Origin of the sequence: Anaerococcus urinomassiliensis (genome assembly GCF_900128425.1) — a bacterium.
GTDB lineage: Bacteria > Bacillota > Clostridia > Tissierellales > Peptoniphilaceae > Anaerococcus > Anaerococcus urinomassiliensis.
The window spans coordinates 1,876,298-1,893,577 of record NZ_LT635782.1 but is presented as its reverse complement, the minus strand read 5'-3'; the positions used below and the strand labels follow the sequence as shown (position 1 = coordinate 1,893,577).

Sequence of the window (17,280 nt, the reverse complement as noted above, 5' to 3'; positions counted from 1 at the left end):
AATATAAAATCGAGGTATAGTTCAGGAGTAGAAATGAATAAAGGGAGAAATATATGAATAAAATATTTGCAATATTATTAGCAACAAGCCTAGTAGGCGGTGCGGGATATGCTAAAAACATGGACAATACGCAAAATGAAACTGAATCAAATATATGTATGAATGAAGATTCTTATTATCACAATCACATGCACAGAGACTGCGAAAACCATATGGCAGACTATTGTGATGAAACATACAAAAGTGAAGGCTACCAAGCTTGCAAAGATTTTATGAACGAAAACTACATGGATATGCAAACATGCAAGCACTCCACCAATAAAAACTCTTATGATACTTGCCATAGAGTAGGAGAAGAGAAAAGAAATAAAAACCATCATCATATGTCAAGGAAATTTTCTAATAGAAATGATGAATGTAAGAAACATATGAGATAATCTAGAACCCACAGTATTAATTGTGGGTTTTTTATTTGGAAAATTAGAGGAAAAAGTAAAACGAAGTGGACTTCCTTGAGCGGAGCAATAGCGAAGTCGAAAGGTCTAGCTTTTTACCTCCGTTCATTACAATTATAACCTATTTTACTCGATTTTAATACACTTGTGACTAAATAGGGTATAATGCAATTAATACAGAAGATAAAAGGACAACTATGCTTATCCTATAATCTACAAAAACTAGTAAAGTTGTTAAATATACTATAATATTAAGGATAGATTTATTTATATAGTGCCTAGATTAGTTAACTTTTGAATAATTATCATAATAATTAGTGTACAAGTCTCTATATGTCTTTGAATTATTCATTGCATCTTTATGGGAAGTAAATTTCTCTAATCTTCCATCATTTATAAACCATATCTCATCTGCTTGATGTACAGAAGATAGTCTATGTGAAACTAAAAAAACTATATTATTATCCCTAAGCTTTGTAACAGCTTTATAAATATCTCTTTCTTTTTCCAAGTCTATTGATGCTGTTGGCTCATCCAAAATTATTATATTGCGTTTATTATAGATAGCTCTTAATATAGCAACTTGCTGACCTTGACCTCCTGATAATTCTACATAATCTTCACTAAGTTCTTTTCCTATCCTTTTTCCCAAATCAAAATTAAGTTGCCAGTTTAATAAATCAAGTAGCCAAGGAATTTTATTATCATAATCTTTTCCTACTTCTCTTCTTATATTTTCAAGACTAGTAAAGTCTTTTATTAGCTTAAAATCTTGGAAAACAGGACTTATATGTGAATAATTTATTCTCTCTGTATCATAGCCATTATAAGAGATGTGACCCTGATTTGGCGTATACATACCTGCTATAAGTTTCACTAAAGTAGATTTTCCAGAACCATTTTCACCTATTATTACTATTAATTTATTTTCGTTAACATCAAAATTTATGTCTTCTAAGACATTCTTATGATTATATGCAAATGTTAAGTTCCTAGAAATTAAATGGATTTCATTAGTATATTTGGTTTCTAAAGCTAATTCATCAGAGTTTGGAAGTGACAAAAACTCTATAATAGGCTTAGAAAATAGAGAATATCTCCAAAAATCAATTAATGATTCTGAAATATCTTTTATAGCATTTGTTATCTTAAATATTGCCATAATAAGTATTGCAAAATAATCTATATTAAATTTTCCATTATAAAGCTCAACTACACCAGTAATTAAAACAAAAAAGTATATAAGGATATCAGTAAGATCTGATAGTGTATCTCTAATTCCCATTCTATGATAGAAGTCAGTAAATATTTCTATAGTTTTATCAATATAAATCTTGCTCGATTTAATAATATTAGTCTCCATAGAATTTGCTTTTATATCAATAAATCTATCATCTTCAAGTGGTATATATTGGTAGTACCATATCCAGTTGTTGATAGGTGCAAGCTTATTATAAAATTCTTCATCTTTTTTAGAATATACCAACCTTGTGTAAAAGTTTATAAAAACTAATATCAATACTACAAATCCTGTCCAAAAAGAAATGCTAGAAATTATAAATGAAGTTACTATGATAATACTGATGCCTTGGATAATATTTACCAAAGCTTCTATCATATTCTCTAAGGCATACTGATTACGCAAGGAATAATTAGCTCTCTGTTGAAGGTCATAAAAATCCTTTGATTCGGTCACTTTATAAGATATCGACATTGATTTATCTATTAATTCTTCCTCAACTTGATATATGAATTCATTTCCAATCTTTACAGATTGTGTGCTAATATAAGCATTTATTAACTTCAGCAAGCACAAAAATATAAAAACATAAATAGCTTTATCAAGTGAATCTTTATTAGCTATAAAATTGGTAATAAGTTCTATAAATTTGAAAAATCCATAGGCCTCAATAGAACTTATTACAACATTTAATATCAAAATTCCTATAAATTTCTTATTAGTCTTACTAGCTCTCCTTATGAGCGATAATGAAGTTTTTATACTATCAATCATCTATTGCTCCTTTCATTAGCTCTTCAGATATATCTAGTAAGTGCTTAAAATAAGGAGAATTTTCTTTAAGATAATGATAAGTCCCAGAATTTTCTACCTTTTTATCTCTAATAACTATTATTCTATCTACTACATTAGTTATAGATATCCTATGTGATATTATTATATATCCTCTATCTTCAAATTCAGAAAGAATATTATAGAATTTAATCTCTTTGTCAATGTCTAAGTTAGATGTAGGTTCGTCAAATATTAGCATCCTTTTATTAGATAAAAGTGCCCTTAATGTTACAATTAGTTGCTCTTGTCCACCTGAAGGTATAAAAGCATCATCAAAAAACTCGTTACCTATATAGTCTTCAAGATCAAGGTCTCGAAATTTCGACTTATTTTCAATCTTATTTTTATGTATGTAAGATTTTATAAACTCTAAATCTCTATTTTGCTTATTATTGAAAAAAAGATTATCCGCTAGGCTACCAGGGAATAATTTAGATGTTTGGAATGTTGACGCGAAATAATTAATCCTATCATCAGCTGATATATTTTTGCCATCAAATAATATTTGCCCGCTAGTTGGCTCAAGCAATCCTATTAATAACTTTATAAATGTTGTTTTACCAGCACCGTTTTCTCCAATAATAGCTATTTTCTCATCAGATGTGAAGCTCACACTTAAATTTTCTAATGCAAAATCACTAGATCCAGGATACTTGTATGATACATTAATAAAATCAACCTTAAACTTATTTATTACATCAAATTCATTGAAATCTTGAAGATTTTTATTTAAAACTTGATCATACCTTTCAAAAAGATTAGAGTTTTTCCTAATAGATGAATAACTCTCTAATACTTTAATAATAGACTCACTAAATAGGTAATACATATTTAATATAATTACAAAATCACTAACTAAAATATTTTTATGTCTAAATAAAAGTATTGCTAAAATAGATATATCATTTAAAATTAAAAGCAAACTAATATGTAGCTTAACTTTAAGACTTAGTTTTGATTTTCTATCAAAAATATCAAATAAGTCATCAATTACATCTCTATATCTTTTTAGAATCATATCTTTAAGGTGAAAAACTCTGATATCTTTGCTATATTTACTATTAGTAGTAAGTGAGTGGTAGTAATCTTTTCTATTTTCTATATCTCCTAAATCTTCATCTTCAAGTAAATCAAAGCTATTGATCTTATCTTTAATTGGGAAAATGATAAATGCTATAATTATACTTATAAGAAGAATTAATATAGAGTATCTTCCTATAAAAAAACCACTAAATACTGTTAATATAAAAAAAGGAATTATCTCAATAAATCCATTTATTGCTTCTTGATATCCTTCTATATCAGAAGAAAAAAAACTTAGCGTCCTTTGGTAGCTACTTACAAATTTTTCGTCTTCAAAAGACCTATACCTATTATTTATAGCTTTCGAATTTATATCAAAAAGGTAGTTCATTCTAGACTCAAAAGAAAGAAAGGAAACCTTACTACTAAGCATATTATAAGCCACTTTACTTATGCACATTATAAGTCCAATAATTACAATAATCCTAATTAGTTGGTCCAAATAAAAACCAGCCTCAATTTGTTTCATTACATATCCCAATACATAAGTATCTAGAAAAAAACTAATAATATTAAAAATCCAAAAAACTACAATATAGAAAAAATTACATCTAAAAAATTTATTAATAAGATTTTTCATTCTATTACCAGCTCATCCTTTTCACAATATTCTAAGTCACTAAACTTACCCATATCCGCCATGTGCGATAGATTTTCAACACTAGAATAATGAATTTCTAGTATATATTTCTTATTTTCATAATGAGCGATAAAACCAGCTGTATTTTCAATACCATCATCAATAAATTTGATAAACGAAGAATTATTATCTAGCATTTATAATTTATAAGATGGTGAGTTTGGATAATCAAAAAATATTCTACTTATATCAATTGAAAGCTCATTACAAATAGGGATTAGTGTTGAAATATTAGGATCACACAGATTTTTTTCAATTTTCCTTATAGTTTCTACTGACACTAAGGATCTGATTGCTAATTCTTCTCTAGAAATATTTTTCTCTTGACGTTCATATTTTATTCTTTTACCAATATAGGAAAAATCATACTCATTCATTTTCCACCTCACTTAAGCTATAACTTTTGCTTACATTATAGCATATGGTATTAGAATATTGAAAACCTTGTTTTGATCGTTGTTTTTAATTCAACTATTATAAATAACTATGCAAAATAAAATTTTTCTGTTTATGCTTACAATTTAATCTTTGTACCATTTTGATTGAGAATTATAAAGTCTTATATATTCTGGATTATTTTTTATCAGATTGTTATGATCTCCAACTCCTAGCAATTTACTTTCTTTCATAACTAGAATTTTATCAGCAAACTTAGCAAGACCTAATCTATGAGAAATTATTATTGATATAGCTAATGGATCTTTTTTACTTTGTTTTATTATGTCTTTTAATATCTTATTTTCTTCTAATGGATCTAACGAAGATGTCGGCTCATCAAATAATTTTAATTTACTATTTGCTATATTAGATCTAGCTAATGCCAATCTTTGCCATTGTCCAGTAGATAATTCTAATCCATTAAATTCTTTTCCCAATCTTTTATATCCTTCTTTATCTTTAAGGTGATCAAGAGATAGATATGACAAATTATCATCGATTTCTTTATTATTTTTTCCATCTGTTTTTTCTAATAATATAGATTCATCTGCCTTTAATTTATAATCTACTATATTTTGATTAACGGTACTTGTAAGTGCATATAATGAATTTTTCGATATCTCATTAATATTCATATCATTTATTAAAATATCGCCATTGTAATTATCATATAGATTAAGTATCAAATTCTTAATAGTTGTTTTCCCAGATCCATTTTCTCCAACTATTACTATGCTTTCACCACTTTTAATTTCAAAGCTTACATTTGACAGTGCTTTTTTTGTAGTATTCGGATAAGTAAAGCTAACATTTTTAAATTCAATTGATCTAATTTCAGCTAGTTTATATCCTTCGTCCAGATTATCTTCTTCTAGTTCCAAAAAATCAAAATAATTATTGGCAAATAATAAGGATGATGGTATGGCTCCAACATTTATTAAAAAATTCTTGCTAGCTTCACTTAGATTTTCTAACCCTAAAATAAGAGCTGAAAATTGTCCAACATTTATAGCTCCATCTATCATTAGTTTTAAAGATAGACTTAAGGATATACCAAAACCCATAATCACTAAGATTTCACATAAAGCGAAGTTTCTATTATCATGAAGCTTGAATTTCCATAATTTATCTTCAAGCTTAAATAATGTATTCATATATTTTTTCTTTATATATTTTTCTTTATCATATACTCTAAGCTCTTTGTTAGTATCTTTACCTGCTATTAAAGAGTATAAGTAATTTTTTTCTCTCTCATCTTCACTTTGGAATTCTTTAATCTTATAAAATTCTTTACCTCTAACTAGTCTATTTATAAAATGAGGAATTGTTGCAATAATTGAAATAAAACTTAGTCTATAATCAAAGGTAGATAAAGCTACAATCATACTTATAAATATTATAAGATTTTTAAAAACTTCTAAAAGTTTATAATATACCATTGGTATAACTTCATTTTCTACTGCTGATTCTGCTCTTCTTTTTATATTTAAAACTTCTGGATTTTCGTATGATAAGATGCTAATACTTGATGCTTTTCTAACCAAATTGATTTCCAAAATATTATTTAGTTTCTCAAATAAATAAGCATTCAAACTAATACTATAAATAGAGCTATTAAGCCCCTTTATAATAAATACGCCAACAAAGATACACATCCAATATTTTATATCATCAATCCCTGAATTATTATTAAAATATAAGTTTATTGAACTTACTAATTTAGATATTATATAAGTTATACTAACTGGAACTAGTGCTTCAATTATAAAATTTATTGTTACAAGAAGACTCGCGATTGGAATAAATGTAAATATTGTCCTTAATAATTTCTTAAACATTTCTATCACTTTCCCTATACCAGCTACTTTGTTCTTCGTACATTTTCTTATATAAGCCATTTTGATAAATTAAATCTTTATGATTGCCGTATTCCTTTACTTTACCATCATCAATCAAAATAATTTCGTCACACATTTTACATGATGCCAGTCTATGTGATACAAAAATTGATCCATGCGTTGAACTTAAAATGTGAAGATTTTCATACATTTTATTTTCTGATATAGGATCAAGACTTGAAGTTGGTTCATCAAATATTGTAAAAGGTGCTTGTTTAAATATCGCTCTAGCAAGTGCTAATTTCTGCCATTGACCAAATGACAAATCTATACCGTCTTTCCTTATTTTCCCAAGATTTTGATCGAGATTATCTAGCTTGCTAAGCTTAAAACTATCTAGGCAATTCCTTATTTTCATATCATCATCTATATTGTTAATATCTGATAAGGCTACATTTTCTCTAACAGTAATCTCATACTTTGAAAAATCTTGGAATACTACAGAAAATACATCTTGTAATTGACTTCTGGAAATATCATCTATATTTATATTACCAATAAGGATTTCTCCTGTATCAACCTTATATAGTTTTAAAATTAATTTTATAATGGTTGATTTTCCAGACCCATTTTCCCCTACTAAAGCTAAAGTTTTATTCATATCTATTTTAAAAGAAATATTATCTAGAACCTTATCCTTAGTATTTGGATATGTAAAACTAACATTCTTAAATTCAATAAAAGAAGAGTCTATCTTATTTTGATTTGCTTTATCATATTCTTCTTTTTGAGACATAAATTTTTCAAAATGTTCTAAATTTAAAATATTTTGAGATATAAATGAAAAATCATAGGATATATTTTCACTTAAAGATAAAATTTGATCTATACTTGTAATTACAGCTACGAAAAGACCTATATTAATAGACGCATCCATTATATTTTTATACACCATATAAAGAATACTTATCACCCACATACTAATCAATATATTGCTAACGATAAAATATTTTTGATTTTTTATACTTGTAGATATTCTTTCATCTACCTTCTCTTTATTAGCCTTAGAAAATTTATCATATATAAAATTACAAGCTTTATAAACTCTAAGGTCAACTAAAGAGTGTTTATCTGATAGTAATTTTTTAAAATAATCTGATTCTCTTTCTGAATAAGATTGATTGTTAAACATATTATTCATCTCATTCATAGCCATAAAATCAAAATAACATATAGCTGCAATCAAAATACTATAGGTTAAAGAAAATATTGGTGAAATCTTTGATATTATTATGTTAACCGATACAATACTTACTAACGATTTAATAATAGCCATATAAGATTTGTATATATCAAAAATCTTTTCATCAGGATTATTTTGCATCCTATTTAAAGTATCATTAAAATTTGAATCTTCAAAGCATTCATAATTGATTTTATAGAATTTATCCGTAATTTCAGAAGAAATATTCTTCTTTATATTTCTTTGTAAATGTATGTCAACTGTATTTGTAAATAAATTGAAATTTGAAACCAGAAAAAATGTAAATAAAAATAAGAGTAAATATCTAATAAGTAAATTTAAATTATCCCTTGTTAGGAAATAATCTATACTTGTATTAACAAACTTTTCCATAAGAACTAAGCTTATGGGAAAAATCAAAGCAGATATTATTTCCAAAACAAAGCTTAATATAAAATAATATTGCCCATAAGACTTAATTATATTCATTATTTTAAAAGTACTGTTTTTTATCATTATCTTCTCTTTCTTTAATATTTAAATATTAGGTTAACCTATATTTAAAATATCACGGAACGCAAAATAAGTAAATACGATTATAATCTGGGTTTTATATTAACTTATCTGCTATAGTTTTCATTTTTTTTGATAAATTTGAATTAGAAGTTAGTAAAGATAGATTGATTGCTGACTTTAAATATATAATTGAGGAATCTATCCTACCCATCTTTTCTAGCAACAAACCTTTTTGAAACAATGCTAATATATGCAATCTAGTATCATTATTGCCTATAGATTTAAGTAATTTTGTACTTAGTTTCAATGCTTCTTTATAATCACCAATTAAATATTTAGTATTAATAAGGTTATACAGTAGTTGATTCCTTTCTTCTAAATTATCATTCGAAATTATTAGGTGCTTATATATTTCAAATGATTTTTCTATATCATATTTATTATAAATTGATGCAATGTTCATCAATATTCTAGTCTGAAGACCATTGTAACTGTGCTTATCCAAATGATTCAAATCAAAACTTTTATATGATACTCCAATTGATTCAAAAAGTAAATCTATAGATTTTTCATCATTTTTATATAAACTATCTTCTACAAATGATCTATATAATAATCTTTTAGATTCTATTTCTTCATAGGAAGAAAATGGTAAAAATGAGTAATCCAGCTCTTCTAGTTTGCTAAGCAATACTTCTATTTTTTTGTAATCGAAAATTAAAAGACTTTCTTCTATGCCTTTATAAATGCTATTAATATTAGAATACATTGTCCCCTTTTGATTTAGAAAAGTTTCGCTTACATCACTTATACTCACTCCTAATGCTTCTAATATTAAGAGTAATGTAACAATATTAGCATCAACATATCCGTTTTCAATCTTTCTAATTGTATCCTTATTAACGCCACTAATTTTAGACAATTCTTCTTGAGTTATATGTTTATATTTTCTTATATTTTTAATTTCTCTGCCTATAAAGGGGTACATAGCTCTATTTTCTCTATCCATATTAATTTCCTTAAAGAATCATAATTTATATTTTCATTAGCTTATATTAATTTTACCATATTAAAGTGTAATATTAATTTTATATAAATTCCGAATACAAAAGGATGATTCCAGGACTGATTTCTTACATATTGGCTATTTTTATCCGACATTTAACCATAATATTTCTACTTATATCTTACATAAGAATCAAAAGTTATGGGATTATCTATTTTAAACATTTCTCTTAATTGTGTTGCTAGCCAATCTGTATCATCTGCTTCAAAAAAGATGTATTTATATTTAGAAAACATAAGGAATAAGAGGGAGTTTAGAAAAGATTTGCTATTATCTTCACTGAAAGAAGCTAGATAAGCAATTTCATTTTCTTCAACAAAGGCACAATGGTCAATGTGATCTTTGGATTTTGTATAAATTACTGTTTGAGGAATCCTATCTATAAAATCATCTAATTTTGCTGTAAGTGGGTTTACATCATAATGTGTTTTAGCATAGTAATCGTAGAGCATTTTACAACAATATTCATATTCAAACTGCCCACTCCTAGTTTCAAATAGATCTTCTATCTCATTTTCTAGAGGAGATTTTAAATCATACTTGCTCACTTCTAACTCATGACATTTTCTCTTTAAAGAAAAACCGCTTTTAGTTAATAAATCAATTAATTCATAATTATCAGAATAGACTCCTACTTGAAGTGGCTTATTGTAGTGAGCAATCAATTTATCAAAGTCCCTATTATCTAACTTTGCAATTTCTGAATTTTCTATATCCAGATATATGTGTTTGTTGTGTAATTTTTTCATATAAGTCTTCATCGCTTACTCCTTTTCTTACTGCTCTAAGCTTTATCTACACTCCCTCCACCTTAATAGCAGGTGTTTTTTTGTTTCGCTCTCTTTCATTAGCTCAACTCACTTAAGTGGACAACAATAAAATCCACGATTACTCGTGGATTTTACAAAAGAACATTTTTAAATAATATTATTACATTTGACTTGATATTTAGTAAGTTTTTCTAGTTAAAGATTCACCTGTTGCTGCATCAAATATGTGGGACTTATCTAGGTTAAAGCCTATATCCATATACTCACTTTGCCTATAACTTTCCTTATTAGCCTTAACTATTAGGGAAACATTAGCTACTGTAATATAAAACATAGACTCTGATCCTAGTAACTCTGATAAATCAATTTTAGCCTTATAAATATTATCATCATTTGTGTTTTCATGATTTACATTTGTTAGTATATCTTCTGGTCTTATTCCAAATACAATCTCTTTTCCATCATATGATAGTTCATCTAATTTAGCTCGTTGGCTTTCATTTAATTTTATCTTAAAACCATTTTCACCTAGCGCTTGTCCATCCTTATAGGTAAGGTTTATAAGGTTCATAGCCGGCGAACCCATAAAGCTTGCAACAAATGTATTAGCTGGGCTATCATATACTTCTTCTGGGGTACCGATTTGTTGAATTATTCCCTTATCCATGATTACAATCCTATCAGCCATAGTCATTGCCTCTGTCTGATCGTGGGTTACATAAATAGTTGTAGCATTAAGTTCATCATGGAGTCTAGATATTTCTGCCCTTGTTTGCATACGAAGTTTAGCATCTAGGTTTGATAAAGGCTCATCCATTAAAAACACATCTGCATCTCTTACTATAGCTCTTCCTAAAGCAACTCTTTGTCTTTGCCCACCTGAAAGAGCAGCAGGTTTTCTATTCAGATATTCATCAAGCCCTAGGATATTACTTGCTTTATTTACCCTCTCATTAATCTGGTTTTTGTCGTATTTTCTAAGCTTTAATCCAAAACTCATATTTTCTTTTACACTCATGTGAGGATAAAGGGCGTATGATTGAAATACCATGGCTATTCCTCTTTCTTTAGATGGTACTCTATTCATTAGCTTACCATCTATATATAATTCACCCTTGGTAATATTTTCAAGACCAGCTATCATCCTAAGTGTAGTAGATTTTCCACATCCAGATGGACCAACAAAAACTATAAATTCACCATCTTTTATATCTAAATTAAAATCCTCAACAGCATAAGTTGTAGCATTATTATATTTTTTATATATATTTTTAAAATTAATATCTACCATAGTCTATCCAATCTTTTTTATATAATGTTCTTGGGCAAGAATTAGGCATCCTATAGTGGCTGATTCACCATCTCTTTGTGGTTTTACTATATATTTATCTATATCACCTATATCTATATAATTATTCATTAGATCTTTAAAATGTTTTTTCACTTTATCTAGTAACCCTTTCTTTTGGATTACTCCCCCGCCCAAAACTATTATTTCTGGATAATAGCTTAAGACAGTATTATATACACATTGAGCTATATAGTATGCTTCTATATCCCAAAAACTATCATCTTCATCTATTTCTTGTCCATTTTTTTTGAATCTATCGGATATAGATGGACCACATGCTAGTCCTTCTAAACAATCACCGTGAGCATAGCAATATCCCTTATAGTCATCATCTTTATGTTTTTTGACTATCATATGCCCTAATTCTAGGTGGGAAACTCCTCCAATAAAGTTTTCATTTTGAATTATTCCCCCACCTACTCCTGTACCAAATGTATAGTAGGCAAGGGAGTTTTTACCCCTGCCAGCGCCTATTTTTAATTCTCCATATGCTGACGCATTTACATCTGTAGTTAAGTAAACTTCAACATCAAGTTCTTTTTTTATAGGACTTACTAGGTCAAAGTTTTCCCACTCCTTCTTAGGAGTATTTAAAATATGACCATAGGAGTCTGACTTAGGATCTATATCCACAGGTCCAAATGATCCAATTCCTATAGCCTTTAAATCTTCTTTGTACTTATCAAAGAAATTTATCATTTGTTCCATATTATAATTTGGGTCTTTAGTTGCTATATTTAATCTATCAATAATATTTAATTTATTATCACTTACAGCACATATTATTTTAGTGCCTCCAGCTTCTATTGAACCATACATCAATTTTCTCCTAGTAAAGAATAATTCTCTATTAATTCTAAAGATTTACCATTGTCTGAATCTATTATCAAGGTATCTAGAGGATTTTCAGAATAATAAGTATTAGAGATTGAATATTTATCATTTATATATATTTGTATTGAAGATTTGTCAAAGATAATGCCTATATCATTTTCTTCTTCAAATCTAATAGCAAATTCTTTCTTTCCGATATCTAAATTACGGTCACTCTTTATAGGGTAAGCTAAAGATTCTCTATTAAATGATCCCTTATTATTCTCTAAATCAAACTTAAAGCTAAAAGATTCTTCTTTATTTTTAAATTCTAACTTTAGATAAGATGAATTCTTCTTGTTGTACTTAATGTATATATAATTACCTGGATTTATATCTAAGCTTTCATTTGCTTTATTAGTAGTTTTTTCTAATAGATTTTTATTTTCTAAAACTTTAGGATGGATACTTCTTTTTATCTCTCCATCTTTTTCATATACTAATTGAGGTACTGTCATCTGACCCATCCAATTATGGTTTGATTCTCCTGGAATTAGGTTTGTACCCCAGGATTGATTCCACGCTATAATAAAGTAATCATCACCTTCTTTGGCACTTTGAGGAGCATAATAGTCAAAACCATAATCCATCTCTCTTATAGATTCAGGAATAAATTTATAAGTATCCCAATTCATATGTCCTTCAATAATCATTGTTTTATGAGGATGTTTCATACCTTCATAGTCAAAATTCATGGCACTTACTAAAAGTGCTGCTTTGTTATCATCAAATAAAAGTAAATCAGGACACTCTGGCATATCACCTAGGTACTTCTCATCTGATATTAATACACTCTTATAGGACCAAGTTAATAAATCATCTGATTCATATAATAATACTGTACCAACTTCATCTTCTGTCTTTGTTCCTATTACAGCATAATACTTATTATCTTTTTTAAATACCTTAGGATCTCTGAAATCTTTTTTGGATATATTTTCTGGTAGGTTATTTTCATCTAAAACCGGATTAGCTTGGTATTTATCAAAGTTTATATTATCATCAGATACAGCTATATTCTGGTTTTGCCTTACTTCACCATGGTCTGTTTCTGTTAGATGACCCGTATACATTAGGTATAATTTTCCATCCTTTTCTATAGCACTTCCAGAGAATACTCCATTTTTATCATAGGATTGGTCTGGGGCTAAAGCTACTGGTAAATGTTCCCAAGTTTTTCCATCTTTTGTCTTTGCATGTCCCCAGTGCATAGGTCCATGGACTGGTTCGTATGGATAGTATTGGTAGAATAAGTGATATTCATCACCTACAACAGATACACCATTTGGATCATTTATCCAACCTACTGGAGCTGCAAAGTTTATTATAGGGTAGAACTTATCATCTACCCTATCTTTGTTGTTTTTTATAAAATCATTAGATCTTCCTGTACTAAATGACATCATATCTCCTAATTTTCTTTAAAGCTATCATAGTGTTCTTGTTTAGTACTTAGCCATTCTTCTAGTCCTAAACGATTTAACTCTTCCTTATAAGCATCCCAATCTTGGTCTGTTATACCATTTTGGATAAACTCAGCCCTAGATCTGCTGATGAATGGGAATAAGTCTGCTTCTATTTGAGCAAGTCTTTCAAGGTCTTCTGCTGGGGCAAATACTTTTGGGAAGAAGTTGTCCTTATCTACATATGGAGCAAACTCTTCTTTGATAATATCAAGTCTCCATTTTGCATCATCAGGCATTGTAGTATATTCCCCATAGTATTCATCTAATATCGCTAAAGGTCCACCAACTTCTGTTTTTTGTCTAAGCTCGCCAGGAGCAGTCCCTTCTAGTGGAAGGTGTTTTAGCATTGGTTCGCCTTTACCATTTTTGGACATCTCAAAGATATTTTGTTGGGTTTTATCACCATAGGTTCCCCAGTTATTTTGGATAGATTGGATAGGTTCATACATTTTGTCAATCCATTTCGCAGTAAGCTCTAGGTTTTTATTTTCAGATGTTATAACTAACCTATCTCTAACAAAACCCATATTGTTAGTTCTAGTAATTCGTTTTACTCCATCCGGACCTTCCATAACAGGTAAAACATCATAAGAATCATTCATTCCAGACACATTTGCCTTATCCCATGTAAAGTATAGTCCATACTTATGGTCCTTACCCTTGGCTATATAAGCATTCCAATCATGCTCAAAGGCTTCTGGATCAATTAGGTTTTCATTATATAGGTCATTCATATATTCTAAGGCTGTCCTATACTCATCATCGTCTGCAGTGAAATTTAAAGTTCCATCATTTTTTACAACTAAGTGGTTATCATTGTCTCCATCCCCACCAAAAGCAGATATAATGTGTTTAAAGTCCTCATTTCCATCAGCATCTATAAATGAAAAAGGTATCTCATCAGCTTCACCATTTCCATTTGGATCTTCATCTCTAAAGGCAATTAAAACTTCTTTTAGTTCTTCAGGGTTGGTTGGCATATCTAGGCCTAAATTGTCTAGCCATTCTACATTAATCCATGGAATATCATTTACAGTATGGATAGACTCTTTGTCATCACCTAGTTCTTCAATCCATGGGAAAGAGTACATCTTCCCATCAGGAGCCACCATTAGACTTTTATATTCTGGGTTTTGTTCATAAATCGCCTTAAGATTTGGCATGTAGTTTTCAACTAACTCATCTACTGGAACAATTACTCCTGTTTCAGCCCATTTCATTAAATCTGCATCAGAAGCTTCAGCATTCCATATGAAATCAGGAATATCTCCAGCTGCTATATCAAGGTTTCTTTTCTCGCTAAAGTCACTATTATAATTAGTCCAATCTATATGAACATTTGTATCATCTTCTAATCTCTTAAAGATTAGTTTTTCGTTAGGATCTTCTGGTGCTAGAGGTGAACTACTAATCATCCCTTTTAGGCTTACCTTTTCCTCTAATGGTAAGCTTACATTTTCTAACTGGTAATCTTCACTGCTTGCGTTTCCACTTTCTGAGCCTTTTCCGCATCCTGTAATCATTACTGGAATTGCCAATGCTAATAATAATTTTTTTTTAATCTTCATAATTTATCCTTTCACTGATCCAAGTGATATTCCCTTCTCAAAGTATTTTTGGAAGAATGGGAACATAACTATTAATGGTACACTTGATACTACAATTGTCGCATATTTTATAAGTTCAGCTATTTTCTTAAGTTCTGCCATAGCTGTTTGAGATCCAATCATGTTCATATTAGGTTGATTTTGAACTAGAATCTTTCTTAAAACTAATTGTAAGGGTTCGAGTTCTGGTGATTTTATATAAATCATTGCGTCAAAGTAACTATTCCACATCCCAACAAAAGAATATAGAAAAATTACAAACATGATTGATTTTGATAGTGGTAGTATAACTTTAGCAAATATTTGAAAGTCATTTGCCCCGTCAACCTTAGCCGCTTCAATCATCTCTTGCGGTAAACTTTTTATATAAACTTGTGCTAGAAACAAATTAAATACAGAAAAACAACCTGGTATTATCAAAGCCCAAATTGTATCTAACATACCTAAGTCTTTGATAAGCAAGTATGTTGGAACTAAGCCCCCGCCAAAGAACATTGTTATTATAAAGAAGGTATAAATTCCTTTTTTAAATAATAAATCTTCTCTACTCATTGGATAGGCAGCCATCATTGTTACAGCTACATTTAAAACACCGAAACTTAAGGAATATATAAAAGAATTTATAAATCCTCTAAGGATACTTTTATCTGCAAATACTCTTTTGTACCCTTCTGTACTCCAATCGGATGGCTTAAGACTTATTCCCTTGCTAAGCAATACATCTGGTGACATAAAGCTTGCAAGAAGTACATAAACCATAGGTACTAAAATTAAAAGTAATATGATTATTAAACAAACTATATTTACTCTTCTAAGTTTTTTATCTGTTTTAGTTAAGTTTAGAGTATTCATCTTAAGCTTTCTCCTTGTTTAGTTTCTTTACTATATAACCAGTTAAAAGCAATAGTATTAGATTTATTACTGAGTTAAATAAACCTACAGCAGCAGAGTATGAATAGTTGCCTTGCTGTAAACCTATCTTATATACATAGGTACTAATAATTTCTGATGTTGGTAGGTTTAGAGAAGTTTGCATTAAATATGCTTTCTCATATCCCACACTCATTATTCCTCCTACAGCCAGTACGAAGTTAACCATCATTATAGGTTTTAAGGCTGGAAGCTCTATGTTTTTTATCTTTTGGAATAAGTTAGCTCCATCAAGATCAGCCGCCTCATATAAGTCGGGTGATATGTTTACTAGAGCACTAGTGTATAATATTGAAGCCCATCCCATTCCTTGCCATATACCTGAAACTATATATAAGGATCTAAATGAATCAGGGTCTGTTAAAAACCTTGGCGGGTTAATCCCCATACTAGTTAAGATCCTTACTATAGGTCCATTTGCTGAGAAGAATAAGAACACCATACCCACTATTATTACTGTAGATATAAAGTTTGGAGAGTATAAAATAGTTTGGGCACGTTGCTTCATCTTATCACTCATTACCTGATTCAACATCAAAGCTAGTATAACTGGTGGAAAGAATCCCCAGAGCAAACCATATATAGATAACTTCAAGGTATTTTCTAAAAGTATTCCAAAGTTTGGTGAATTCAAGAAGTTTTCAAAATGCTTAAATCCAATCCAAGGACTCCCCATTATTCCCTTTAGCGGATTATAATTTTTAAAGGCAATCAAAACTCCATACATTGGTATATATTTAAATATAAATGTAATTAACAATGCTGGCAGCAATAATAAAAATAATTGGTATTGCTCTTTAAAAATCTGCCACTTAGATATTTTGAAATCTTCATCATTTTCATTTATATCTTTTATATTATTAATTTCTTTCATATTCTCAATATCTTTTATTTCGTTAGTATTTTGAATATCATCATATTTTTTCATCA

Annotated in this window: 15 protein-coding genes; 1 reads left to right on the top strand and 14 read right to left on the bottom strand. The window is 28.8% G+C overall.

Annotated features, from left to right (window positions below; translation table 11 throughout):
• Nucleotides 1-53 precede the first annotated feature (53 nt).
• Complete coding sequence (locus tag BQ7474_RS09930; RefSeq protein WP_073998696.1) at nucleotides 54-437, top strand: hypothetical protein; 384 nt, start codon at nucleotides 54-56, stop codon at nucleotides 435-437.
• Between the two features lie 301 nt (nucleotides 438-738).
• On the opposite strand, the gene BQ7474_RS09925 is transcribed toward BQ7474_RS09930, so the two are convergent.
• From BQ7474_RS09925 to BQ7474_RS09860, 14 genes are all read right to left on the bottom strand, one after another.
• Complete coding sequence (locus BQ7474_RS09925; protein ID WP_073998695.1) at nucleotides 739-2,469, bottom strand: ATP-binding cassette domain-containing protein; 1,731 nt, start codon at nucleotides 2,467-2,469, stop codon at nucleotides 739-741.
• Complete coding sequence (locus tag BQ7474_RS09920; protein WP_159429562.1) at nucleotides 2,462-4,081, bottom strand: ATP-binding cassette domain-containing protein; 1,620 nt, start codon at nucleotides 4,079-4,081, stop codon at nucleotides 2,462-2,464. Before BQ7474_RS09920 ends, BQ7474_RS09925 begins: the two co-directional genes overlap by 8 nt.
• A gap of 107 nt (nucleotides 4,082-4,188) precedes the next feature.
• The gene (locus tag BQ7474_RS09915; protein WP_073998693.1) at nucleotides 4,189-4,389 is read right to left on the bottom strand and encodes a hypothetical protein; all 201 of its coding nucleotides are present in this window, start codon (nucleotides 4,387-4,389) and stop codon (nucleotides 4,189-4,191) included.
• The gene (locus BQ7474_RS09910; RefSeq protein ID WP_073998692.1) at nucleotides 4,390-4,629 is read right to left on the bottom strand and encodes a helix-turn-helix domain-containing protein; all 240 of its coding nucleotides are present in this window, start codon (nucleotides 4,627-4,629) and stop codon (nucleotides 4,390-4,392) included. It lies immediately after the preceding gene.
• Between the two features lie 144 nt (nucleotides 4,630-4,773).
• A complete protein-coding gene (locus tag BQ7474_RS09905) occupies nucleotides 4,774-6,528 on the bottom strand; it encodes an ATP-binding cassette domain-containing protein (RefSeq protein WP_073998691.1) in 1,755 nt (584 codons plus the stop codon).
• Nucleotides 6,521-8,287, bottom strand: a complete 1,767-nt coding sequence (locus BQ7474_RS09900; protein ID WP_073998690.1) for an ABC transporter ATP-binding protein — start codon at nucleotides 8,285-8,287, stop codon at nucleotides 6,521-6,523. Before BQ7474_RS09900 ends, BQ7474_RS09905 begins: the two co-directional genes overlap by 8 nt.
• Nucleotides 8,288-8,381: 94 nt before the next feature.
• Nucleotides 8,382-9,296: a helix-turn-helix transcriptional regulator gene (locus BQ7474_RS09895; RefSeq protein ID WP_073998689.1), complete on the bottom strand. Its 915-nt coding sequence runs from the start codon at nucleotides 9,294-9,296 to the stop codon at nucleotides 8,382-8,384.
• Nucleotides 9,297-9,463: 167 nt separating this feature from the next.
• A complete protein-coding gene (locus BQ7474_RS09890; RefSeq protein WP_082187926.1) occupies nucleotides 9,464-10,114 on the bottom strand; it encodes a hypothetical protein in 651 nt (216 codons plus the stop codon).
• A 187-nt stretch (nucleotides 10,115-10,301) separates the two neighbouring features.
• Entirely contained in the window at nucleotides 10,302-11,414 is a 1,113-nt protein-coding gene (locus tag BQ7474_RS09885) for an ABC transporter ATP-binding protein (RefSeq protein ID WP_073998688.1), read from the bottom strand.
• A 3-nt stretch (nucleotides 11,415-11,417) separates the two neighbouring features.
• Complete coding sequence (locus BQ7474_RS09880) at nucleotides 11,418-12,293, bottom strand: ROK family protein (RefSeq protein WP_218188990.1); 876 nt, start codon at nucleotides 12,291-12,293, stop codon at nucleotides 11,418-11,420.
• Nucleotides 12,293-13,750 (bottom strand): glycoside hydrolase family 32 protein, encoded by a 1,458-nt coding sequence (locus tag BQ7474_RS09875; protein WP_073998686.1) that lies wholly within the window; start codon nucleotides 13,748-13,750, stop codon nucleotides 12,293-12,295. Before BQ7474_RS09875 ends, BQ7474_RS09880 begins: the two co-directional genes overlap by 1 nt.
• Nucleotides 13,751-13,758: 8 nt before the next feature.
• The gene (locus BQ7474_RS09870) at nucleotides 13,759-15,381 is read right to left on the bottom strand and encodes an extracellular solute-binding protein (RefSeq protein WP_073998685.1); all 1,623 of its coding nucleotides are present in this window, start codon (nucleotides 15,379-15,381) and stop codon (nucleotides 13,759-13,761) included.
• A 3-nt stretch (nucleotides 15,382-15,384) separates the two neighbouring features.
• Nucleotides 15,385-16,272, bottom strand: a complete 888-nt coding sequence (locus tag BQ7474_RS09865; protein WP_073998684.1) for a carbohydrate ABC transporter permease — start codon at nucleotides 16,270-16,272, stop codon at nucleotides 15,385-15,387.
• 1 nt (nucleotide 16,273) lies between these two features.
• Nucleotides 16,274-17,278, bottom strand: a complete 1,005-nt coding sequence (locus BQ7474_RS09860) for an ABC transporter permease (RefSeq protein ID WP_143180009.1) — start codon at nucleotides 17,276-17,278, stop codon at nucleotides 16,274-16,276.
• Between the last annotated feature and the right edge of the window lie 2 nt (nucleotides 17,279-17,280).